The sequence below is a fragment of the Aeromonas sp. 9A genome, from assembly GCF_963900955.1.
In the GTDB taxonomy this organism is placed as follows: Bacteria; Pseudomonadota; Gammaproteobacteria; order Enterobacterales; family Aeromonadaceae; genus Aeromonas; species Aeromonas salmonicida.
Map to the genome: position 1 here is coordinate 3069476 of NZ_CAWRFG010000001.1, position 22892 is coordinate 3092367.

Genomic DNA, 22892 nt, shown 5'->3' on the forward strand with positions numbered 1-22892 from the left:
TGAAAAAACATCCCGGGCAATCTGCTTGCCCGGGATCTGGCTGTTGGCCGTACAAGCTCACCAGCTTTGTCGCCAGAATGAGCGACAACGCTCATCCCGTCAGCGCTCAAAGTAACGGCAGACAAGCTGTGCCCAGCCCAAAGCGACTAGATCTTGCCGACCCCGGCGTTGGCCTTGACCAGATTTGGCAACTTGCCAGGCTCCACCGGGTTGTAGCTATAGGGGGGTTGGGGCAGAGCACTGGAGAAGCTGCATTTTCCCGACAAGGTCATGCCAGCATTGTTCAATACAGAACCACTGTCTTTGAACAGGGTACCGGTGAAGCTTTTCACCAACTCGCAACCATCGGTTGCACCATTGACGGAGAAATAGTTTTTCTCGGAGAGCACGCCCCCCTCCTTACCAATGCCAAAGCTGTAGAGGTAGGGATAAACAGGACGGGTGATATCCCCCAAGTAGAGGTTGTTATAGGCATGGACACGACCAAACCGCACTCTGGGTACCCGCTGAGTCACGTCTTCAAATAAGTTATTGTGAAGGGTGACGCGTAATTTCCCTGCATCCTGGCTTTTATTACTGTCGCTATGACCAATCAACATTGTCTTGTCATGCTGATTGAAATGGGAGTGAGAGACGGTGATATAGTCAGAACCTTTTTTGATATCCAGCATGCCGTCGTGCTGCACGTATTTCCAGCCATCTTTCTTGCCATATTGATCATCGGTAAAGCTGCCATCGGAAAAAGTAACGTGATCGACCCACACATGTTCTGATTCCGAAATGGTGAGGCTATCCCATTCGGCATTCCAGCCATCACCACTCTCAAATTTTGGTGCCACATCCACCGGTGTTTCCAGATACAGGTTGCGGATGATGACATTGTTTACCTTGCTGACCACCAGGCTGCCGTTGACAATTTTGGCGTTTTTATCTGTGCCGATCAGAGTGGTATTGGCAGTGAGCGGGATCTGGCTACGGCTCTTCTGATCTGCAACGGAACGATACGGGGCCCCCTCACTGATATCCAGGGTGCCTATCACCTGGATGATCTTGGCACTGTCGCCCCCATTCTTGATGGCATCCACCAGTTGCTGCTTGTTCCTGACCTGATAGATGTTGGCACTGGTTGCCTTGCTACCACCCGTGGTGCCAGCATCATATCCGGCCCACCCCGACTTGGGCGCAACCTCGGTAGCCTTGGCAATCAAGAGTGCGGCGCTGTAAGCAGGCATGGTGAACAATGCCAGCACTGCGGCTACGCCTGAACAGACGAGGGTCTTTTTCATATTTATTCCTTCAATTGAAAAATAGCACAGTAAAAGCCTCACCCAGGTTCCGTGAGGGGGAAACAGACAGCCCCAATAGACAAGGCCGCCATAAATATCAGATGACATAATCATCAGGTATATATTCAATGCATTTACGTCTGTTGGTGGGTGGCGAGACCTTCGTCACCCACCCAATAACGGGAAGATATCAATCCCTTATTAACGTTCCCCAACATGATCATTTCGATGAGGGTGACACAGCCCATGGCATGATCAAATTTCCGACACCGTCGCGCTCGAGCGTAGCCATATCCTCAAGAGATCTGGCCAGTAATATCTGCTGGTGCTTGTCCATCGGTTCGGGCGCATGCCACGGCTTGACGACCTGGTTGCCCAGATAATCGGCATATTTCCCTTGCTGGCGATAATGCAGTGACACATTATCCATGAAGGTGACCTTATGCTGTCCAGTCCCATAGGGGTTGTCGCGCATGATGTAGTTATAACGGGCATTATCCAGGGCAATATTCCCCTTGAGAAGTAGCGCCCCCGTATTGAAGTTATCGGTAAATCCGTCCATGTTGTTGCGCACCGAGAGGGAGCCGTAAATCTGGTGGGCAACCGGTTGCCCTTCTCCCCCCAGCTTGAATCCGTTCCCTATGGTGCCTGCCGGAGCCGGATGCCCGAACGGCAGCCCGTTGCCATAAGCCACGCTGTTGATAATGGTCACGGCTTGATTGGGGCCATCTTCAATCTTGTTGAACAGATCCCAGCCATCATCTGCATTGTTGTGAGCCACACAGCCCTTGAACAAGTTACCCGGCCCCACGCCCAGCTTGGCGGCAAACCCATCGGCATTGATCCCGGATTCATCGCGGTTATTGTAAGAATCACTGTTGATGACTTGGTTGTATGCAGGCCACAGGCTGGCCTGACCATACACACCATTGCCGGTGATCCAGACGCCAGTGTCGGCATTGTTGCGAGCAATCAAACGCTCAAGCCGATTATGGCTGCCCGCCACCCGCAAGAAGGCAGGATCGTGCTCGGCCTTGGCGCCATCGGGGTTGCCATCAAACACCAGACCATCCAGATGCCAGAAGCTGGCATTGAGTTGCGATGTCTGGCCGGTAAAGATTGCCCGATGGCGATGCTCGGCCACCAGCCGCTTGGGCTCTCCCGGCAGGCCACTCTGCTCGGCTGCAAGTGTCATCCCCGGATAATGGCCATCTGCCAGCACTATGGTGCCGCCCGGAACCAACTGCTCAAGGGCAGTGGCCAGATCCACAGGTGCGGTACGGGTACCCGCATTGTCAGCTTGCCCCGTTGGGGAGACATAAATGTGGCGAACATCCGCAACCCGGGCCGGCGCTCTGGTGATGACGATTTGTTGTACCGTTTGTTCTACTGCAGTAGCGACAGGCTGGCTGGCCGGCGTAAATGTCAGCTGCAGCAGATTTTCTCCCTCTGCCAACACCAACGGCAACTGGCTGAAACGGCCCGCTTGCAGCGTCACTGTTTGCCCCGCCACTTGCAAGGTCCCCGCCAGATTGCTGCGCACTTGCAGCAGATAGGAGAGCTGGGAGCTGTTGGTGGCGGAGGCTATCTCCAGCAGAGGTGACTGAGCTGCTGCGGGTGCACTCGGCTCATCCACCATGGCGATGGGGCCCCCCAATGTCAGACTGGCATTGTCAAAACGCACCTTGGCGTTGCGGGCGGCAAAAAATCCCAGATAGGCGTGGCGAGGATCCTGGCTGTCGAGCAGACCCGGTTTATCGACCACCCGCTGCACGGCCTGCCGTTGCCCATCCGGTGTCGACCAGGTCAGCTCAAACACTCCTTGTTTGCGTTCAAGGCGCAGCAGGAAGTGCCCATCATCGAGGGAGACCCCCTTCTGATAAGGGATACGCTCCACCTTCACCCCTTCGTTACCCCAAGGATTGACCACCCCTTGGCGCGCCACTGACACCAGGTCAACGCGATTGTCGTCACTCTTGTTGTGCGTCTGCACGGCATTGAGCACCATATTCGCCGCATGGGGAAACTCCTCATGGCCGAGGGGTTGCGGTACCTTGCGCTGGGGTCCCAGGCTGTCCCTGACAAAGAGCCCGACCCCCTCCTGCCCATTGGGCGTCTTGCCGTTTTCAGGGCCGAACTGCGAGACGCTCACTTCCGCCTGCAAGACGAAAGCCCGATCAACCGGGATGGCCTGATAAAACACCGTCATTCCATCATGGGAATTGGCCAGCTTGCCGCCTCGGCTCTCCAGTATGAAAGAGGCAGGCAAGGGATAGGCGACATCGGCCCGCAGCGGCGCTTCTCCCTCGCTGCGGCTAACCTGATTGACACCGACTTTGGCTGGCAGCACATTGCTGGAAAAATTGCTGTCAGTGGACTGGCCAAATGCCTTGTAAAACCAGGCATCCGTTTGCGCAGACGCAGCAGAGGCCATCAGCATGCTTAAAAAAATCACTGAATAGTTTGTTTTCATTTTCTCAATCCAATCATATTTTATGGAATATGGCAGGCGAATAAATAGAGATGTGCCCGCCCCCTCTATAGAAAGAGGTGACATATATTTTTGAAAAAACTAGAACAGACGAAATTTAGAAATTATATTTTATACCCATGCGATAGCGGACTTGAAAATCATTGTCATATTTTACAGCACCACTCTCATAGCCACCTTTGGTATCATTGCGATAAGGTACATATCCTAATTCAACGTAAGGTACCCATTCTTTATTGACTGGCACCTGTACCACCAGATTATGCAAATAGGTATTATCCTTGCCGCGCAGGCTTGGGTAATTGGTATCCTTATATTCAAAATCATATTCAACCTTGCCCCATCCAAACTGGTAACCGAGCTGGAAGTTACCCTGATTGAAGTGGCGATCACCTGTGCTCACAGAGGTGTAGTTCTGTAAGCCATAACGGTATCTGACCGCACCGTACAACTTGTCGGTAAGCTGGTAAGTCCCTTTCAGTTGTGCTTTGTAAGTGGTTGAAGAAGATGATGAATCAAGCACGAAGGCGGGCGATAGCGTGAGTTTTTGGCCAACCTTGTACTGGTAATTGAGTTCAAACTCATGGCCTTTGGCATAGTTGTTTTCAAATAGATTGCTCTCGCCCGTGCTGGCCTTTGAACCCCATTTTGCTTCCACGGCAAAACCCAGTTGATTATCAAATCGATGGGAGACCCGGGCCCGATCGGCATGCTGCTCTGTATCATCAAGGTACTCATGACGATAATCCAGCGTGGTCGCACCAAGTGAACCGGCGCCGAGTAAAGAGATCAGGGTAAACAGGGTGGAGGTGCTAGTCAGTTTCATGGTCATCTCGCTGATTATTGTTGGTTACAACATAATAATACCGAGTTGAAAATATAATTTTTAGATCTAGAACACAAAAACAAAACAGTGTTTCTTTTTTGTTTTACCAACTCATTAAAAAGCCATCCGTGATGGATGGCTTGTCATACTTCAGGATTTCAAGAAATCTTGCCGTTGCGGAGTGAATATATCCAGCAATACCCCCTTCTCGCGACAAACACAGCCATGAATAATATTAGGTTGCTTATACAAGGTGTCACCGGCACGCACCTGACGGGTCACTTCCCCTATGGTGAAGTCAAATACCCCGGACAACACATAAGTCAATTGCTCATGGGGGTGGTTGTGCAAGGGCCCCACGGCTCCGTGCTCAAAATGCACTTCCACCGACATCAGGCCACCGGCATGTGCCAGGAGCTTGCGTTTTACTCCGTTCCCCAGATCATCCAGGTCACACTCTTCATTGATGACAAACATGGTATTCCATCCTGCTTTTTCGTTTACAAGGCAGCCACGGCGGCCTTCACCAGCTCGCCTATCTTGTCCCACTGGCGACGATCGATGAGATCAGTCGGCACCATCCAGGTACCACCACAAGCAAATACTGACTCAAGGGAGAGGTAAGCCTGTACGTTGTCCGGGCTAATGCCACCGGTGGGCATGAAGCGTACCGGATAGACGGCGCTCATGGCCTTGAGCATGGCCAGGCCACCGGATGCCTCTGCTGGAAAGAACTTGAGATGGCGCAGCCCCAGCTCCATCGCCTGTTCCACCAGACTCGGGCTGTTTACCCCCGGGATCATGGTTACCCCTCTGGCCTGACAATATTGAACGATACGCGGGTTCAAACCCGGGCTGACGATGAAATCAACCCCGGCAGCAATAGCCTGATCCACCTGATCCGTGGTCAGCACAGTTCCCGCTGCAATCACCATATCAGGGTAAGCTTCACGCAGATGGGCGATGGCCTGGGCTGCCGCCGGGGTACGAAAGGTGATCTCGGCACTGGGCATACCGTTTTCAATCAGCACCTTGCCCAGGGCCACGGCGTCATCGGCCTCCTTGATCGCGATGACTGGGATGATTTTCAGGGTCGAGAGTTTTTCAAGCAATATTGACATGGTGAACCTCACTGGATAGGGCAGAAGACAAAGGTGCGACCGGCATGACGGCCGCCGGAATGATGGCGCCGGGGTACTGGATCACAGTCCCGGCCAGCTGGTGAGCATAATGAGCCGCCGCCACGGCACTCTGACCTGCCAGACGCATGGCGAGGTAACCGGCGCTGAAGGAGTCACCTGCCGCTGTGGTATCGCGCACAGCGTCTTTGGCAAGGGGTATGGCAGCCACACTGTATTGCTGATCACCCTGCAGGATCAGACATGACTCGGCTCCCCGCTTGATGACTACCTCCCCCACTCCTGCCTGACGGGTCCGTGCCAACACGGTTTCTGGCGAGGCGAGGCCCCACAGTGCATCTTCATCATCTTGTGTCAGGAAAGCGATATCGGTCAGTGCCAGCATGGTGCCATAGGCTGCTTGTGCCGCATGTTGGCTCTGCCACAGGCGAGGGCGATAGTTGTTGTCAAACAGGATTCTGGTTCCCCCGGCGCGACATTCGGCCAACAAGGCGAACAGCTTGTGGCGGTCGGCTTCGTCCAGTATGGCCAGTGAGATGCCGCTCAGATAAAGGTAATCAAACTGAGGCAGTTGCTGGCATACCTGCAAGGCCGCATCGCCTTGTAACCAGTAACGGGCTGCGGCATCGCTACGCCAGTAGTGAAAGGTGCGCTCACCGCTCCCGTCAGTTTCGATGAGATAGAGCCCGGGCAACTTGTCTGCCCTGCGCTGCACCAGATCTGTGTGTATCCCCTCTTTTTGCCACTGGGTCAGCATGTCACGGCTCATGCTGTCCGTCCCCAGGGCTGTTACGTAGTGCACAGTCAACGCCGGATTGACGCGACTCAAATAGACAGCCGTATTGAGGGTATCCCCTCCAAAACCACGCGTCATGCCTGTGCTGCGCTGCGCCAGCTCAACCATGCATTCGCCAATCACGGCAATTTTGACAGCCATAGGCTCCCCCTTCTGGTAGTGCTTCCATCTTATGACTGAAAACAACCAAGTCAAAACAATTGAAATTACATTTCAATTTTTTGTGACAATGCGCAAATCTTCGCTGACATCTGTTGTAAAGGATCGAAAGGGGCTGCCACAACAGCAGGCTTTTATGCAAACAGAAAAATGAACCGCCTTTTCAAAACACGATCCAGCTCCCAATTGGCAGCATGGCTACCTTCACCGTGAGGATTTTGGGAATTACGTCACTATTTTTTTGGAACAGCGTTTCTAAAATGAAGCATCGAATTGTTTAAGGTTTTTTTGAAACGTTTTTTGAAAAATGCGCCTGTCAGCAACTCATCTTTTTTCTGATGAGGATAGGATTACCCTGGACTGCCATGAGTGAGTGAACTTATGAACATAGATATGTTGGTGGTGGGAGGCTATTTCATACTGATGATCCTCATCAGTGTTGCCTTCAAAAAGATGGCGAGCAAATCAAGCAGTGACTACTTTCGTGGTGGTGGCCGCATGCTCTGGTGGATGGTGGGGGCGACCGCCTTCATGACCCAGTTTTCCGCCTGGACCTTTACCGGTGCGGCGGGCAAGGCTTTTACCGATGGTTTTGCCGTTACCTTTGTGTTTCTTGGCAATATCGCGGCTTATATCCTCTCTTACTGGTGGTTCAGCCATCGTTTTCGCCAGATGCGGGTGGATACCCCGACCGAGGCTATCGAACAACGCTTTGGCAAGACCAACGAGCAGTTTTTTACCTGGGCCATCATCCCCCTGAGCATCCTCAGTGGCGGTGTCTGGTTGAACGGCCTGGCCATCTTTGTCGGTGCCGTGTTTGGCTATGACATGACGACCACCATCTGGGTGACCGGTCTCTCAGTACTGCTTATCTCCATGCTGAGCGGTGCCTGGGGGGTGGTCGCCAGTGATTTCGTGCAGACCCTGGTGGTCGCCGTCATCTCGGTCGCCTGCGCTGCGGTTGCCCTGTTTGCCGTTGGCGGACCGGACGAGATCATCACCAAGTTCCCGACCGACTTCATCATGGGGCCGGATATGAACTATGGGGTGCTGCTGGTGGGTTCTTTCCTCTTCTTCATCGTCAAACAGATGCAGAGCATCAACAACATCCAGGACTCCTATCGCTTCCTCAACGCCAAGGATTCCAACAATGCCCGCAAAGCCGCACTGCTGGCCATGGGCTTGATGATCTGCGGCACCCTGATCTGGTTCATCCCGCCCTGGGCCATGGCCATCATGGTGCCGGATGCCGCCGCTGCTCACGCCGAGCTGGGCAACAAGGCAAGTGATGCTGTCTATCTGGTGTTTGCCGAGAAGTACATGCCTCTGGGCACCATAGGTCTGCTGGTAGCCGGTCTGTTTGCCGCAACGATGTCTTCCATGGATTCGGCACTGTGCCGCAACGCCGGGATCTTCGTGCGCAGCTTCTGGGCACCGATCATTTGCCGCAACAAGCCCATGAGCGAGACCAACATGCTACGTCTTAGCCAGGGCGTTACACTGATCAACGGCATTCTGGTAATCCTCATCGCCCAACTGTTTGCCCAGCTCAAGGGACTGAGCCTGTTTGACCTGACCATGCGCGTCGCCACCCTGCTGCAATCCCCCATGCTGGTGCCGCTCTTCTTTGGTATGTTCATTCGCAGAACCCCGAAATGGGCAGCCTGGGGCACTGTCTGCTTCGGCATGTTTGTCTCCTGGCTGGTAATGAATGTGTTCACCGCCCAGTGGGGCGCCAGCCTGTTCGGCGTGACTCTGACCGCTCGCGAGCTGTCCGAGTTGACCACCACCATCACGGTAGCTGCTCATCTGATCCTGACCGGTGGTTTCTTCTGGGCTACCAGCCTTTTCTATAAAGAAGAGTCCTTCACGGCAAAAGAGCGTCAGCGCACCGCCGACTTCTTCGTGGCGCTGGAAACGCCGGTGGTTGCCGATGATGAGCAGGATGAGTTTGACCGCCTGCAACGCAGCAAGCTGGGCCATATCACCTTGATGATGGGCGCCGGTCTGATGCTGATGGTACTGGTACCCAACCCGCTCTGGGGTCGTCTGCTGTTCGCCGCCTGTGCGGGCGCAATCCTGCTGGTCGGTTACCTGCTCAAACGCAGTGCAGGGGCCTTGCCGCAGGCTAAACCCATACTCAAACCGAGTATGGCAAGCCGCTCGGCCTCATGATCCATCCCTCAAACCGTTATCCGTGGCGCCTTTCCAAAGGCGCCCTTTTCCGTTTTCACCACCAGCCCACCCTTCCTCTCTATTTACTGCAAGCAGGCCAACTGCCATGGAGCTCATCGATTTTGCCATCGTCATCGGCTACTTCATCTTTATCGTACTGGCGGCATTCGGGTTTCGCCGGTTCGCCCTCGACAGCCACCACTTTATCAACGGAGGCAATGCCATGCCCTGGTGGATGGCCGGGGCCACCGCCTTCATGACCCAGTTTTCAGCCTGGACCTTCACCGGGGCAGCAGGCAAGGCATTCACTGACGGTGTCGCCATCCTGGCCCTCTTTTGGGGCAATGCCCTGGGCTTTTTCATTGCCGCCCGCTTCTTCGCTGCCCGCTACCGCAAGTTGAGGGTAGAGACCCCAATGGATGTCATTGCCCAGCGCTTTGGCCGCCCTACTGAACGCCTCTTTACCTGGCTGCAGTTTCCACTCTCCACCTTGACGGCCGCCATCTGGCTCAACGGGCTGGCCTATATCATCTCGGCCATCAGCGGCATTGACATTGTTCCTACCCTGTTGGTTACAGGTCTGTTCATTACCCTTATCTCCGCCAGCGGCGGCGCCTGGGCCGTCAATGCCACCAATGTGATCCAGCTGGTGCTGATCCTGGCCATTACCCTGATCACTGGTGCCTACGCCCTCTGGCTCGCAGACGGGCCTGGCCCTCTCATCACACACTTTCCTGGCAATTTCTGGCTCGGGAGCGAGATGCCGCACAGTTCTTTACTGCTGGGATGGGTTGCCATGGTGCTGCTGCAACAGACGGTTTCGACCAACAATGCCAACAGCTGCTACCGCTTTCTGGTCACTCGCAACGAACCGGATGCCCGCAAGGCGGCGCGGCTGGCCGGCGTGCTATTCATCATAGGGCCAGTAATGTGGTTCATTCCCCCCTGGTTCAGCGCAGGCCAGGGGGTGGATCTAGGCAGCAGCTATCCTCAGCTGGGAGAGCAAGCGATCAATGGCGCCTACCTGTACTTCGTCACCCATATGATGCCAGCCGGCACCTTGGGGCTGGCGCTGGCCGCCATGCTGGCGGCCACCATCTCGCCCATGAGTACCGCCCTCAATCGCAATGCCGGTATCTTTATTCGCAACATCTACCAGGCCCCCCATCACAGTGAAGCCAGACTACTCAAGGCGGGACGCTGGATAACCCTGCTCAACGGCTTGCTCGCTACCTTGTTGGCCTGGGCCATCGCGAAGCAAGACAAGCTCGGTTTCTTTGAACTGGTCATGGCGGTCAGCTCCTTGATCCAGATGCCGCTGACTATTCCAGCCCTGCTGGCGGTAATAGTACGCCGTACCCCCGACTGGGCTGGGTGGAGTACCGTATTGGTGGGGACCCTGGTCTCGGCCAGTCTCTATCTTGGCTTTCATCCCACCCAGCTTCCCGCCTGGCTGAGTGGCTCGACACTCACCCCCAGAGAGGCTGTGGATCTGACGTTTTCCGTGACAGTGCTGGCACATCTTGTGGTGACCTGCGGCTTCTTCTTGCTCACTCGCCTCTGGTATCAACCCAAAGGGTATGCACCTCAGCGGGCTCGTCAGGTGGCCCGATTTTTTGCCAACCTGAAGCGGCCTTTGCAGCCGTCAGAGATAACCCTCGGCAATCCACGCCAGACCCTGCTGCTCGGCCGCCTCTTACTGCTGCTCTCCTTCCTGCTATCCCCCCTGATCTGGCTCGCCACAGACTACCTCCATGGTCTGATCGTACTGGCGGTGCTGCTGGCGGGCATTGGCCTTTATCTCAGTGCCCGCCGGGAAATGCGACTAATCCGCACGTCAGCACCCCATAGAGAAAAGCGGACGCCTGACTAATGCATAAATTAACCAACCAGCATCACAAAAAATAAAACGATGTTTTATTTTAATTTGATCCTATTTTTCTGTTTTGATATTGTCACTGCAACGAAGGGGTTTTAACCCCTCTTCATGAATGCCGGCAACGGCCTGGAATCGAGGTTCAATATGCAAATTCGTCAGAGTATCCACAGCGACCACGCCAAACAACTGGACACCCAGGGGCTGCGCCGCGAGTTTCTGGTTGAGCAGGTGTTTGTTCCCAATGAACTGACCATGACTTACAGCCACATCGACCGGATCGTGTTCGGTGGCATCATGCCTGCCCAGGCTCCGCTGGCCTTCTCAGGCGATCTCGGCACCGCGTTTGGTGTGGGCTATTTCCTGGAGCGCCGCGAGCTGGGGCTGATCAATATCGGGGGGCCCGGAGTGATTGTGGTCGATGGCACCACTTATGAGATAGGTCATGCCGAAGCGCTTTATGTGGGACAAGGGGCGCGTGAGCTCAGTTTTGCCAGCGTGACAGCAGCCCAGCCAGCCAAGTTCTATTACAACAGCGCTCCTGCTCACAGCCACTTCCCGACCCGCAAGGTCACTCAGGCCGAAGCCTCTCCGGTCACCCTGGGGGACTCGCTCTCCAGCAACCGCCGTACCATCTACAAGTATCTGGTACCTGACGTACTGCCAACCTGCCAACTGCTGATGGGGATGACCCAGCTGGAAGAGGGCAATCTGTGGAACACCATGCCCTGTCACACCCATGAACGCCGCATGGAGGTCTATTTCTACTTCAACATGAAAGAAGATGGTGCCGTGTTCCACATGATGGGCAAACCTGATGAGACCCGCCATCTGGTAGTTCACAACGAGCAGGCGGTGATCTCCCCGAGCTGGTCAATCCACTCAGGGGTCGGCACTCAGGCTTATACCTTTATCTGGGGCATGGTGGGAGAAAACCAGGTCTTTGCCGACATGGATCATGTCGCCGTCCAGGATCTGCGCTAATCAAGGGCGACCGGGCGCCGTCGCCAGCGCCAGGTCGTGACAACGACTAACGCCACCTGTGGTGGCCAAGAGGAAACACCATGATTCTCAATACGTTTGATTTGACAGGCAAAGTGGCCATAGTGACAGGTTGTGACACTGGCCTCGGACAGGGCATGGCCCTGGGGCTGGCCCAGGCGGGCTGTGATATCGTCGGCATCAATATCGTCGAGCCAACCGATACCATCGCCAAGGTTACTGCGACAGGCCGTGCCTTCCTGAGCCTGAAGGCCGATGTCAGCAAGGTAGATCAACTGCCCGCCCTGGTTGATCAGGCCGTCTCCCGTTTCGGTCATGTCGACATCCTGGTCAACAATGCCGGGATCATTCGCCGTGAAGATGCCATCTCGTTCAGTGAAAAGGATTGGGATGACGTGATGAACATCAACATCAAGAGCGTCTTCTTCATGTCCCAGGCCGTTGCCAGACAGTTCCTGGCCCAGGGAAAGGGAGGCAAGATCATCAATATCGCCTCCATGCTCTCCTACCAGGGCGGGATCCGTGTCCCCTCCTACACGGCATCAAAGAGCGGTGTCATGGGGATCACCCGACTGCTGGCCAACGAATGGGCCAACCAGGGGATCAACGTCAATGCCATCGCTCCCGGCTATATGGCCACCAACAACACCACTGCCCTGCGGGCCGATGAAGATCGCAATGCCGCCATTCTGGAACGCATTCCCGCCGGTCGCTGGGGTATCCCGGATGACATGATGGGGCCGGCCGTGTTCCTGGCTTCGGCTGCATCCGATTACATCAATGGCTACACCATAGCGGTGGATGGCGGCTGGCTCGCCCGTTAACCCTCAGGGCGCCTCGTCAGGCGCCTTTTATTCTCTTGCGGTCACCCCATAATGCTGTTGCAGGATCACCCTTTTTTTGCCCAACTTATCGGTCTGCTGGCCTGCCTGATGGGAGCCAGCGCCTTTTTGCAACGTCAGGATAAGCAATTGCGCGCTCAGCTCACCCTCAACGGTCTGCTGATGGGAATGCACTTTCTGCTGCTCGGCTCCCCCGCCTCGGCCATCAACACCACCCTCAGTGCCGTGCGCACCCTGGTATCTGGCTACTACCGCGGCAAAGGGGTAATGACCTTCTTTCTGGTGACCAGCTGGCTACTGGTACTGCCCAAGCTGACTCACCCAATGCAACTGCTGCCGCTGCTGGGCACCACCCTCACTACCTATGCCCTGTTCCGGCTCGAGAGTCTCTCCCTTCGCCTCTGCATGCTGGCCAGCAGCATCGGCTGGCTTGCTCACAACCTTTGGCTGGGATCCTGGGGTGGCATCATGCTGGAAAGCCTGGTGATAGTGCTCAACGGCCATACCAGCTTCCATCTCTATCGCCAGCGTCGTGCAGGCCTGGCCGAGACCTCATCCCCCTAGCTCTGACCATGTGTCACCCGCAGCCACAAAAAATCCGGCCCCTTACGTCAGGGGCCGGATGTTTAATTCATCTGGGCAGCATCACACACCAGGGAAAGGGTAATCGTGAAAGCCAAGCTCGGCGGAGATACGGGCTGCTGCCCCATGGAGCTGCGCCACAAGCGCCTGCTTGTTCTCCTCCTGGAAGCGCACCACCGGCAGAGAGAGTGACAGGCCGGCGATGATCCGCCCCATGCGGTTGTAAATGGGGACGGCAAAGCAGCGCAGGCCATGTTCCATCTCTTCGTTGTCCTCGGCATAACCCTGCTCGCGCACCAGCGCGAGCTCCATCAGCAGCGCATCCACATCGGCCAGGGTATGTTCGGTAAAACGTTCGAAGGTGACACTGGCCAGCATGGCGCGCACCTCACTCTCTTCAAGCCAAGCCATCATCACCTTGCCAAGCCCTGTGCTATAGAGCGGGCGACGGCGGCCAATCCGGGAGTACATCCGCAGGTTGTATTCGGAATCGATCTTGTGCAGATAGACAATGCTGTCTTCATCCAGCGCCCCCAGGTGCAGGGTCTCCTTGGTCAGCTTGCCGAGGCGGTGCATCTGGACATCTGCAATCGGGATCAGATCCTGGTGCTCCAGGGCTTTGGCGCCCAGTTCAAACAACTTGAGGCTGAGGGTGTACTTGTCCGTTTCCCCCTCCTGGGTCACGTAGCCCAGGGTTTTCATGGTCTGCAAAAAGCGGTAAACCGTACTCTTGGACATCATGATCCGCTGGGACAGCTCAGTCACCCCTATCTCTTTTTGCTCTCCCAATGCCTGCAAGATGCCAAACACCTTGAGGACGGATGACACCGAGTCTGGAGAGTTATCTATCACCGACATAGTCAAATTCCAAAAATATGAGTTAGTTGTTTCATTGTATTTGAAATGACTTGCATATCAAAGGAAGGGGTAAAATTCATAAACAAAAACAATGCTTTGATCACGCATACCCTGTGATATCTGTCACATTAATTGTGGTTGCTTCGCTCTCATTTCATTATGGTGATCAGCGTCAATAAAAATTAAAACGATGTTTCTATAATTTATCCATCATGGGCATACAGGCCCAGCTTTGGATGCTAACCAGCAAGAGGAACATATGGCCAAGGGTTCGATCGTTTCACTCACCTATCACCACTACCTGGATCCGGATACCGGTGCGGCTGTCTGCCGTCTCACCCCACCCGAGGTAACCTGTCACCGCAACTACTTCTACCAGAAATGTTTTACCAATGACGGTAGCCAGCTGCTGTTCGCCGGCGAGTTTGATGGTCACTGGAACTACTACTTGCTGGACCTGGCCAGTGGCCAGGCCCGCCAACTGACAGAGGGGGCCGGTGACAACACCTTTGGCGGCTTTCTTTCCCCCGATGACAGCACTCTCTATTACGTGAAAAATGGCAGGGATCTGCTGAGAGTCGATCTGGATACCCTGGTCGAAACACAGGTCTATCAGGTCCCGGAACAATGGGTCGGCTATGGTACCTGGGTGGCAAACAGTGACTGTACCAAGCTGGTGGGGATAGAAATTGCCAAGGCGGACTGGATCCCGCTCACCGACTGGAGCCTGTTCCACTCTTTCTACCACACCAAACCCCACTGCCGACTGCTGCGGGTCGATCTCGCCAGCGGAGAGACCCGGGTCATTCATGAGGAGCAAGGCTGGCTTGGACACCCCATCTATCGCCCCTTCGATGATCAGACTGTCGCCTTCTGCCATGAGGGGCCCCACGATCTGGTCGATGCCCGCATGTGGCTGGTCAATGAAGATGGTTCGGCCGTACGCAAGGTGAGATCCCATCTGGAAGGTGAGAGCTGCACTCACGAATTCTGGGTACCGGACGGCTCATACCTGATGTACGTCTCCTATCTCAAGGGACAACAGGATCGCATCATTCGTCGCTTCAACCCGGACAGTGGGGTGGATGAGCCCGTCATGGCTATGCCGGCCTGCTCACACCTGATGAGCAACCACGACGGCTCCTTGCTGGTGGGGGATGGATCCGGCACGCCTGTGGATGTGAAGGATACCCATGGTTACACCATCGACAATGACCCCTTCCTTTATGTTTTCGATGTACGCCAGGGGTATTACTATCAGCTGGCTGCCCATAACACCTCCTGGCGGGTGTTTCAGGGGGATCGTCAAGTGACCCATCCACACCCCTCTTTTACCCCGGACGATCGGCAGGTATTGTTTACCTCCGACTGTGATGGCAAACCGGCCCTCTACCTGGCTACCCTGCCAGCAGATCCTGTCTGACCACCCAGGGCAACCCCATAGCCTGGAGACGCCCTCGGCACGGTGCCTCCCTCTCTTCATGCCAATAAGGCCGCCATCATGCCCCAGACATTGCTGCCCAATATCATCGACTTCATCGCCAGAATAGATCCCTTCGACAGGCTGCCCCCTCAGTTGCAGCACTGCGTTGCCCGTACCGTCAAGATAAGTTATCTGGGTCAGGGAGAAAGCCTGCCGTTCAACATCGAGGATCCGGAGCGCTACCTCTATATAGTACGTACCGGGTCGCTGGAGCAACGCATGCAAAATGGCGTACTCAGGGGCCGGCTGGGGCCAGACGATCTGTTCGGCTTCACGTTTTTGGAGAGCACACCGGGCAACCCTGCCGATTGTTACAACGTGACCGCGCTCGATAACACCCTGCTCTACCAGATCCCCCACAGCAAACTGAAACAACTGTTGGCAGAGTATCCGCAATACGCCAATCTGTTCGCCTCCCAGGCCAGGGAGCGCCTGCAATCGGCCCTCAATGTCGTCTGGTCTGACAACGACAAAGGGCTCTTCATGCGCAGGGTCAGCGAGGTAAACAGCGGCAAGATAGCCGTGGTCGATGCCGACATGAGTATTCAGCAAGTAGCCCAGGAGATGCGCATGGTCTGCCGCTCCTCCACCGCCGTCGTGATGGCGCAGGGAGAGATCATGGGTATCGTCACGGATCGGGACATGACAATGCGGGTGATCGCCGAAGGGCTGACCACCAGTCGCCCTATCCGGGAGATAATGACACCGGCCCCCATCACCATTCATCCGGACGAGCTGACCCTGAAAGCCGCCTACCTGATGATGCAGCACAATATTCGCGGCCTGCCCATTGTGCGAGAGCAGCAGGTGCTGGGATTGCTGACCACTTCCCATCTGGTGCAAAACCACAGGGTTCAGGCAATATTTCTCATCGAGAAGATCAAGTATTGCGAAACCGTGGAGGCTCTGGCGCTCCTGACGGTTGAGCGTCAGGCCATCTTTGAAGCCTTGGTGGAAGGGGAAGTGGCAGGAGAGAGCATAGGCAACGTCATGACACTCATCATGGATGCCTATTGTCGACGGCTGCTACAGATGGGAGAAGCCAGACTGGGAGTGGCCCCTTGCGACTATGCCTGGGTGGTAGCCGGTTCACAGGCCCGCAACGAAGTCCATATGCTCTCGGATCAGGACAGCGCCCTCATTCTGGCGGATGACGCCACCGACAACGACAGGATCTACTTCAATCACCTGGCGATGTATGTCTGCAACGGGCTCGATGCCTGTGGTTATCCGCTCTGCTCCGGCCATTTCATGGCTGCCGCCCATAAATGGTGCCAGCCTCTGAAGGTGTGGAAAGAGTACTACCGCAAGTGGATAGCCAATCCCGAGTACGACAAGCTGCTCAATGCCAGCGTCTTCCTCGAACTGCGAGCCATCCACGGCAACATGGCGTTGTGCGATGAACTGCAGCACCATCTGTTTTCCCTGGTGCAGGCACACTCTTCGTTCATTCGATCCTTGACCCGGGATGCCATTTCAACCCAACCGCCCCTTGGTATCTTCAAGAATCTGGTACTGGAGAAAAATGGCGACAACAGCAAGGTCCTCAATATCAAGCGCTATGCATTGACCCTGATCATCGATCTCGCCCGGATTTACGGACTCAGCGCCGGGTCTACCCATAACGGCACAGAGGCGCGTTTCCTCCACGCCCATGAGCAGCAACAGCTCTCGGAAGAGAGCTACAAGAATATCATCGGCGCTTATCGCTTCATCATGAAAGTGCGCTTTGTCCACCAACTCATGGCATTGAAGAAAGGCCTCAAACCCGACAATCACATAGACCCGGATCGCTTTGGCAGCTTCGAACGCAAGCACTTGAAAGATGCCTTTCGCATCATTGGCGAGCTGCAGGATTTTGCAAAATTTCGCTTTATCAAAGAGTGAGCACACTGATGGGCTGTCTTGACTACTTCTCTGCCCGCCAGCGTCTCGAGCGGGCAAGAGCCCGTTATCTGACACGGCCGACACTTCCTGCACTGGTCAAGGCGCTGCTGCAAGCGCCTGTGACTGCACTGGAGTCATCGCTGGATGGGACCCGCCTGCTGGCGCTGGATTTCGAAACCACCGGACTGCAACCCCAGGATGATCAGATCTTGAGTATCGGCACGGTCGACATCACAGAGGGACGCATCGACTTGCAAACCGCAAGACAGACCTTGATTGACAACCCCTGCCCGGTCAAAGCCGATACCGTCATCATCCACCATCTGGTCCCTCAACTGCTGGCCACCGGAAAAAGTCTGGATCAGGCCATGGATCAACTGCTTCAACGCATGAGCGGCGCTATTTTGCTTGCCCATGGCAGCTCGGTGGAGCGCCGTTTCATCGATCACTACCTGCAACAGCGCCATGGCCTGCCCCCTTTGCCGCTACCTTGGCTGGACACGCTGGAAATCGAGCGCCGTCGGACCCGATACATCAGGGATATACCCGCTGATCTGCGCCTCTCTTCGGTCAGAAGCCGACATGGATTGCCCAGTTATCCCTGCCACGAGGCGCTGATAGATGCGGTAGCCACAGCAGAGCTGCTGCTGGTGCAATACAAGCTGCTGCGCCCTGCCTCACTCCATCAGCTAATGAGGTGACAGCGCAGGCACACCCCTTTGCCCAACCCACTATCGATGGAGCAAAGTTGGGACCAGGTTCCTATTGCCAAATAAAAGAAAAGGGCCTGTCGCAAGACAGGCCCTTTTCTTTTATTTGGCGGTGAGGGAGGGATTCGAACCCTCGATACGTTGCCGTATACACACTTTCCAGGCGTGCTCCTTCAGCCACTCGGACACCTCACCAAATTTTTACTTCTTTGAAGTGGCTTTCGGAGCACGCTACGCGCGCTTTCTTGCCGACTTCGTCGGTGGGCAGCCACTTGGACACCCCACCAAATTTTGGTCTGTTGATTAACGTGTTCAGCCAACACTAGGTTCGCAGCACTGTTGCGCTGGAACGGGGCGTAATTTAGGGGAAAGCCCCGTCTGCGTCAACGGCTTTTTTCGCCAAAGAAACCGTTCGCACATTTAACGCACAAATCAATGCACAGATTCGGATCCGACCTGGATTTCAGGCAGATTCAGGAAGCCGAGGCGCTCGCATTCAGAGACCACTTCGTGGGTCGCGGCCGTGGTGCTTTCAACGAACAACAGGAACTGCTCCACGGAGAGGCCCGCCTTGGTGAAGACAGTGTGACCGACGATGAGGCGCGGCAGGTTGTCGTCGATGATATCGAGGAACACCTTGAGCGAGGGGTATTGCATGTTGAGACGACCCAGTTCGGCCATCAGCGGCAGCAGCGCCGAAGGGCGCACTTCCAGTTCGGATGAAAACAGCAACCCTTCCTCTTCGACAAAGATCCGGCTCTCCTGAATGCCGTCGACAGACTGCAGGGAGACAATGTGGATGCCATGACACTGGTCGCAAACATAGTGCTCGATGCGAGCCTGCTGCAACCAACGCATTATCATTTCAGAGCTGGGGATATTCATCATTTCCACGACACGATAAGGATCAAGGGGCGCAGTCTAAACCAATTTTCCGGCAACCAAAAGTGCAGTGGCCGGATAAGCAGGGGCTCCGCTTCTTTTTGGCAAGCGCTATGCATATACTCAGCCCATTCTCGCACCACCTTCGCTCGACAGAAGGCCAGATGACCATCCAAGAAAAGTATCGCCTGCATCTGAAATCCCTCTCGGATGAACTGCTGACTCTGCAAAAGCCCATCCGTATTCTGGATGCCATCAAGTGGCCCCGTCATCTTCAGGCCGAGTTTCTGGCCAAGGGGGGACGAGCGTTGCCCGCCATCGGCCAGCACTTCTACGAAGCCCTCCCCCTTGGCTTCGATCCACGCAACAAGTATCTGGAGCTCAAAGAGCTGAGGGACAGGATCCGCAGAAAGCTGGGCCCCCAGGACGATCTGGGCCGCATTCTGCAAGAAACGGTCGATCAGTACATGGTGGTGATCGAGATGCTCCGCCAGCGCGGACAACCTGACTTTCTGCGCTACAGCCAATTGCTCTATGGCTCCGCCAGCGACCACCTGCGCGGCGATCGCAAAACCCTCAAGGAGTTGGGTGCCCGTCTGTGCGATATCTTCTCCCTGCCCGGCGCCCGTCATCTGGTGCGCCCCTATCCCAAGGAATTCGAGGGGGAAGCGGCGGTCGCCAAGCTGCAGGGCAAGCTGTCGAGCTACTTCAGCGAGGGGACTGTGCAGGTCAAGTTGAGCGATGGCATCGTTTCAGATGCCGCCGCCGGTGGGGATTACATCAAGCTCAGCTCCCACGCCCGCTTCTCCGAGCTGGATCTGCAAGTGCTGGAAGTACACGAAGGCTGGGTCCACGTGGGCACGACCTTGAACGGCCGCCAGCAACCCTACGCCACCTGGCTCAGTGCCGGCTCGCCGCGGATCACCGCTTGTCAGGAGGGGCTGGCAGTATTGATTGAAACCCTCACCTTCAGCTCCTTTCCGGATCGGGCCAAGCGCATCTCGGACAGGGTGATGGCCATCGACATGGCGGAGCACGGCGCCGACTTTGTCGAAGTGTTCCAGCACTTTGTGAAACAAGGCACCAGCGAGCACGATGCCTACAAGATCACCCAGCGGGTATTTCGCGGCGGCATGGTCGAAGGGGGGGCCTGCTTTACCAAGGATCTCTCCTACGTGCGTGGCTACGTGGAAACGGTCAACTTCATTCGCAGCGCCGTGCTGGAAGGGGTACCTGAAATCCTGCCCATGCTGTTCGTCGGCAAGGTGACGCTGGATGACATTCCAGTGCTCTATCAGCACTATCTTGAGGGCTTGATCGATGCCCCCCGCTATCTGCCCCCCATGTTTCGCGACCTCACCGGACTCTATGTCTGGTTTGGTTTCGCCTCCGGCATGTCTCTGGTGGACATAGGCCGGGTACAGCACCATTTTCGCCAACTGTTTCACCGCCTGCCGGTGGCCGACCCCATCATAGCGCCGGTGGATATAGAGATAGACTGAGCCGCGGGCGGCAACAAAAAAGGCGCCATAGAGGCGCCCTTGCTGTCATTCCTATCAGGCTATTTATATGCCCGCCCGGCCAGATAGTGCTTGCGGCACAGGGACACATAGCGATCGTTGCCGCCTATCTCCACCTGCTCCCCATCGCGCATCACCTGCCCGGCTTCGCTCACCCGTGAGTTCATGTGGGCCTTGTTGCCACACCAGCAGATGCTTTTGAGCTCCTCAAACTTGTCAGCGAGGCATAGCAGATGGTAGGAGCCGGGGAACAGCTCCCCCCGAAAGTCGGTCTTCAGGCCATAGGCGATCACCGGAATATCCTGCTCATCGACGATGCGGGCCAGCTGGTAGACCTGTTCGCGGGTCAGAAACTGGGCCTCATCGACGATGAACACATCGATGCGTTTTACTGCATGGCGCGCCTTGACCATGTCGAACAGATCGCAGGTATCACTGAACACCTCCACCTTCAACTCCAATCCAACCCGGGCACTGATCACCCCGGCACCGAAGCGATCGTCGATGGCCGGTGTCATGGCCAGGGGCTGCATGCCACGCTCCAGATAATTGAAGTGGGCCTGGATGAGCTGGGTGGATTTGCCTGAATTCATGGTGGCAAATTTGTAGTGCAGTGAAGCCATTATGCTGTTCCGAAACTGAATTTATGGGGCGCATGCTAACCAAAGCCCCGGACAAAACCAAGGGGCCCATGGGCCCCCTGCTCTTCAAGTGTGTTTTTTGTGCGTTATGCGGTGGCCAGCGCCGGCCGTGTTTTCGCTTTGCGCAGGTGATAAGTGGTAAACACCACGAACCAGAGTGCACTGACGCTAAAGCCCGCCAGCACGGAATGCATCAACCCCATGGCCAGGTAGCCGAGCGCGGCACCAAAGGCGATGGTCAGCGCATAGGGCAGCTGGGTCATGACGTGATCGATATGATGACAACCGGCACCCGTGGCCGACAATATGCTGGTACTGGAGATGGGCGAGCTGTGATCCCCGAACACTGAGCCTGCGAGTACGGCGGCCAGCATAGGCAACATCAGGCTGATGTCACTGGCGGCCGCCATGTCACCGGCCAGGGGCAACATGATGCCGAAGGTGCCCCAGCTGGTACCGGTGGCAAATGCCATGGCGCAGGAGAGGATAAACACCACAGCAGGCAGCACTTCGATCGGCAGGTTGCCGTTCGCCAGGGAAGCCAGATATTTACCGGTTTCCACATCCCGCACCACAGAGCCGATAGCCCAGGCAAACAGCAGAATAGTGATCGCCGGCAGCATGGCCATCACCCCTTGGGGCGCGGCCTTGATCCAGTTCTTGGCACCCAGCTTGAGGCGCAGCGCCAGGCCGATGGAAACCACCAGGCTGCACAGGGCACCGTAAACCAGAGAGGAGCCGACATTGGTGTTCTCGAACGAACCGAGCACGCTGAAGGGCAGCCCCTTCTCGCTCAGCACGGCAGCCCCTGAGTCAATCATGAAGTAGACGGTGGCGGCGGTCAGCGTCAGGATCGGCAGCACCATGTCAATCATGCCGCCATTGCTCTCCTCCGGGCTCTCCATATCCAGACCGATGGGACGGCCCTTGGACTCATCCCACAGCTTGCCTTCCAGCGCCCACTGCTCATGTTGACGCATGGGGCCGATATCGAGCTGAAACGCGATCACCACCAGCACCATGATCAGGGTGAAGACGGCATAGAGGTTCATCGGGATCATCTCGACAAACGCGGCAATCGGGCTCTGCTCGGTCAGACCGTGCGCCGCCATGATGCCGCCTACCAGGGCGATAATGTAGGCCCCCCAAGAGGAGATGGGCATGAGCACACAGACGGGAGCCGCAGTGGAGTCGAGCAGATAAGCCAGCTTGGCGCGGGAGATCTGGAAGCGATCCGTCACCGGACGGCAGATGGCTCCCACCGACAGACTGTGAAAGAAGTCATCAATAAAGAAGGCAAACACCATCATGCCGGTGAGCGCCTTGGCCCCCTTGCGGGTCTTGGCACGGCGCTCGGCCCACTCGGCAAAGGCGCGGGTGGCGCCGGAGACGCTCATCAAGCTGATGAGGCCACCCAGCAGCAGCATGAACAGTATCATGTTGACGTTGTCACGATTGAGCGCGCCATCGACCCAGAAGATCTTGAGCACTGTGTTCAAGATGTAATGCAGGGAGTCGAGGGGAGAAAACTGATTGAGCAGCAGGCTGCCGGTCAGGATCCCCGCCCCCAGCGACAGCAGGACGCGGCGGGTCAGGATCGCCAGGGCGACGGCCAACAAGGGGGGAACGACAGACCAACCTGAGTCGGCGTACTGAATGATGTCCATGATCTCTTTGCACCTAAAGACAGCAGGTGGAGATCTACCGAGAGGATAAAGAAACAAAACCCATGGGGAG

General features: G+C 55.9%; 19 protein-coding genes and 1 tRNA gene. 9 read left to right on the forward strand and 11 right to left on the reverse strand.

Annotation, left to right across the window (positions count from 1 at the left end; genetic code table 11):
* Window positions 1-146: 146 nt before the first annotated feature.
* The 6 genes from AACX78_RS14185 to AACX78_RS14210 all read right to left on the reverse strand — a co-directional run bounded on the left by AACX78_RS14185 (window position 147) and on the right by AACX78_RS14210 (window position 6679).
* The gene (locus AACX78_RS14185) at window positions 147-1286 is read right to left on the reverse strand and encodes a pectate lyase family protein (protein ID WP_021140277.1); all 1140 of its coding nucleotides are present in this window, start codon (window positions 1284-1286) and stop codon (window positions 147-149) included.
* 220 nt (window positions 1287-1506) lie between these two features.
* Entirely contained in the window at window positions 1507-3726 is a 2220-nt protein-coding gene (locus tag AACX78_RS14190) for a right-handed parallel beta-helix repeat-containing protein (RefSeq protein ID WP_159166605.1), read from the reverse strand.
* Window positions 3727-3874: 148 nt separating this feature from the next.
* Entirely contained in the window at window positions 3875-4603 is a 729-nt protein-coding gene (locus tag AACX78_RS14195) for an oligogalacturonate-specific porin KdgM family protein (RefSeq protein ID WP_034524122.1), read from the reverse strand.
* Window positions 4604-4753: 150 nt separating this feature from the next.
* Window positions 4754-5080 carry a cupin domain-containing protein gene (locus AACX78_RS14200; RefSeq protein WP_159166606.1) on the reverse strand — a complete coding sequence of 109 codons (327 nt, stop codon included), beginning with the start codon at window positions 5078-5080 and terminating at the stop codon, window positions 4754-4756.
* A 23-nt stretch (window positions 5081-5103) separates the two neighbouring features.
* Window positions 5104-5724 (reverse strand): bifunctional 4-hydroxy-2-oxoglutarate aldolase/2-dehydro-3-deoxy-phosphogluconate aldolase, encoded by a 621-nt coding sequence (locus AACX78_RS14205; RefSeq protein WP_159166607.1) that lies wholly within the window; start codon window positions 5722-5724, stop codon window positions 5104-5106.
* A complete protein-coding gene (locus AACX78_RS14210) occupies window positions 5708-6679 on the reverse strand; it encodes a sugar kinase (RefSeq protein ID WP_159166608.1) in 972 nt (323 codons plus the stop codon). Before AACX78_RS14210 ends, AACX78_RS14205 begins: the two co-directional genes overlap by 17 nt.
* A 399-nt stretch (window positions 6680-7078) precedes the next feature.
* On the opposite strand from AACX78_RS14210, the gene AACX78_RS14215 reads away from it, so the two are divergent.
* The 5 genes from AACX78_RS14215 to AACX78_RS14235 all read left to right on the forward strand — a co-directional run bounded on the left by AACX78_RS14215 (window position 7079) and on the right by AACX78_RS14235 (window position 13156).
* Window positions 7079-8872, forward strand: a complete 1794-nt coding sequence (locus tag AACX78_RS14215) for a sodium:solute symporter family transporter (protein ID WP_021140283.1) — start codon at window positions 7079-7081, stop codon at window positions 8870-8872.
* A gap of 106 nt (window positions 8873-8978) precedes the next feature.
* Complete coding sequence (locus AACX78_RS14220) at window positions 8979-10745, forward strand: sodium:solute symporter family transporter (RefSeq protein WP_159166609.1); 1767 nt, start codon at window positions 8979-8981, stop codon at window positions 10743-10745.
* A gap of 150 nt (window positions 10746-10895) precedes the next feature.
* Complete coding sequence (kduI, locus tag AACX78_RS14225; RefSeq protein ID WP_159166610.1) at window positions 10896-11732, forward strand: 5-dehydro-4-deoxy-D-glucuronate isomerase; 837 nt, start codon at window positions 10896-10898, stop codon at window positions 11730-11732.
* Between the two features lie 80 nt (window positions 11733-11812).
* Window positions 11813-12574 carry a 2-dehydro-3-deoxy-D-gluconate 5-dehydrogenase KduD gene (kduD, locus tag AACX78_RS14230; protein WP_021140286.1) on the forward strand — a complete coding sequence of 254 codons (762 nt, stop codon included), beginning with the start codon at window positions 11813-11815 and terminating at the stop codon, window positions 12572-12574.
* 51 nt (window positions 12575-12625) lie between these two features.
* Window positions 12626-13156 carry a YgjV family protein gene (locus AACX78_RS14235; protein WP_236556337.1) on the forward strand — a complete coding sequence of 177 codons (531 nt, stop codon included), beginning with the start codon at window positions 12626-12628 and terminating at the stop codon, window positions 13154-13156.
* Window positions 13157-13237: 81 nt separating this feature from the next.
* Here AACX78_RS14235 and kdgR read toward each other — a convergent pair whose 3' ends face one another.
* Window positions 13238-14032, reverse strand: coding sequence for a DNA-binding transcriptional regulator KdgR (gene kdgR / locus AACX78_RS14240; RefSeq protein ID WP_099992911.1), 795 nt, complete (start codon window positions 14030-14032; stop codon window positions 13238-13240).
* A 259-nt stretch (window positions 14033-14291) separates the two neighbouring features.
* Here kdgR and AACX78_RS14245 point away from each other — a divergent pair, with 259 nt between their 5' ends.
* The 3 genes from AACX78_RS14245 to AACX78_RS14255 all read left to right on the forward strand — a co-directional run bounded on the left by AACX78_RS14245 (window position 14292) and on the right by AACX78_RS14255 (window position 18103).
* Window positions 14292-15455: an oligogalacturonate lyase family protein gene (locus AACX78_RS14245; RefSeq protein ID WP_159166611.1), complete on the forward strand. Its 1164-nt coding sequence runs from the start codon at window positions 14292-14294 to the stop codon at window positions 15453-15455.
* A gap of 78 nt (window positions 15456-15533) precedes the next feature.
* The gene (locus AACX78_RS14250) at window positions 15534-17402 is read left to right on the forward strand and encodes a putative nucleotidyltransferase substrate binding domain-containing protein (RefSeq protein WP_159166612.1); all 1869 of its coding nucleotides are present in this window, start codon (window positions 15534-15536) and stop codon (window positions 17400-17402) included.
* 8 nt (window positions 17403-17410) lie between these two features.
* Window positions 17411-18103 (forward strand): exonuclease domain-containing protein, encoded by a 693-nt coding sequence (locus AACX78_RS14255; protein ID WP_021140291.1) that lies wholly within the window; start codon window positions 17411-17413, stop codon window positions 18101-18103.
* Between the two features lie 116 nt (window positions 18104-18219).
* On the opposite strand, the gene AACX78_RS14260 is transcribed toward AACX78_RS14255, so the two are convergent.
* Together AACX78_RS14260 and AACX78_RS14265 are read right to left on the reverse strand one after the other, a co-directional pair.
* Window positions 18220-18307: transfer RNA gene (locus AACX78_RS14260), tRNA-Ser, on the reverse strand.
* A gap of 237 nt (window positions 18308-18544) precedes the next feature.
* Entirely contained in the window at window positions 18545-19000 is a 456-nt protein-coding gene (locus tag AACX78_RS14265; protein WP_080561576.1) for a YbjN domain-containing protein, read from the reverse strand.
* 158 nt (window positions 19001-19158) lie between these two features.
* Here AACX78_RS14265 and AACX78_RS14270 point away from each other — a divergent pair, with 158 nt between their 5' ends.
* Entirely contained in the window at window positions 19159-20496 is a 1338-nt protein-coding gene (locus AACX78_RS14270; RefSeq protein WP_021140292.1) for a flavohemoglobin expression-modulating QEGLA motif protein, read from the forward strand.
* 59 nt (window positions 20497-20555) lie between these two features.
* On the opposite strand, the gene AACX78_RS14275 is transcribed toward AACX78_RS14270, so the two are convergent.
* Together AACX78_RS14275 and AACX78_RS14280 are read right to left on the reverse strand one after the other, a co-directional pair.
* Entirely contained in the window at window positions 20556-21137 is a 582-nt protein-coding gene (locus AACX78_RS14275; protein ID WP_005315094.1) for a thymidine kinase, read from the reverse strand.
* 104 nt (window positions 21138-21241) lie between these two features.
* Window positions 21242-22822 (reverse strand): Na+/H+ antiporter NhaC family protein, encoded by a 1581-nt coding sequence (locus AACX78_RS14280; protein WP_021140293.1) that lies wholly within the window; start codon window positions 22820-22822, stop codon window positions 21242-21244.
* Window positions 22823-22892 lie beyond the last annotated feature (70 nt).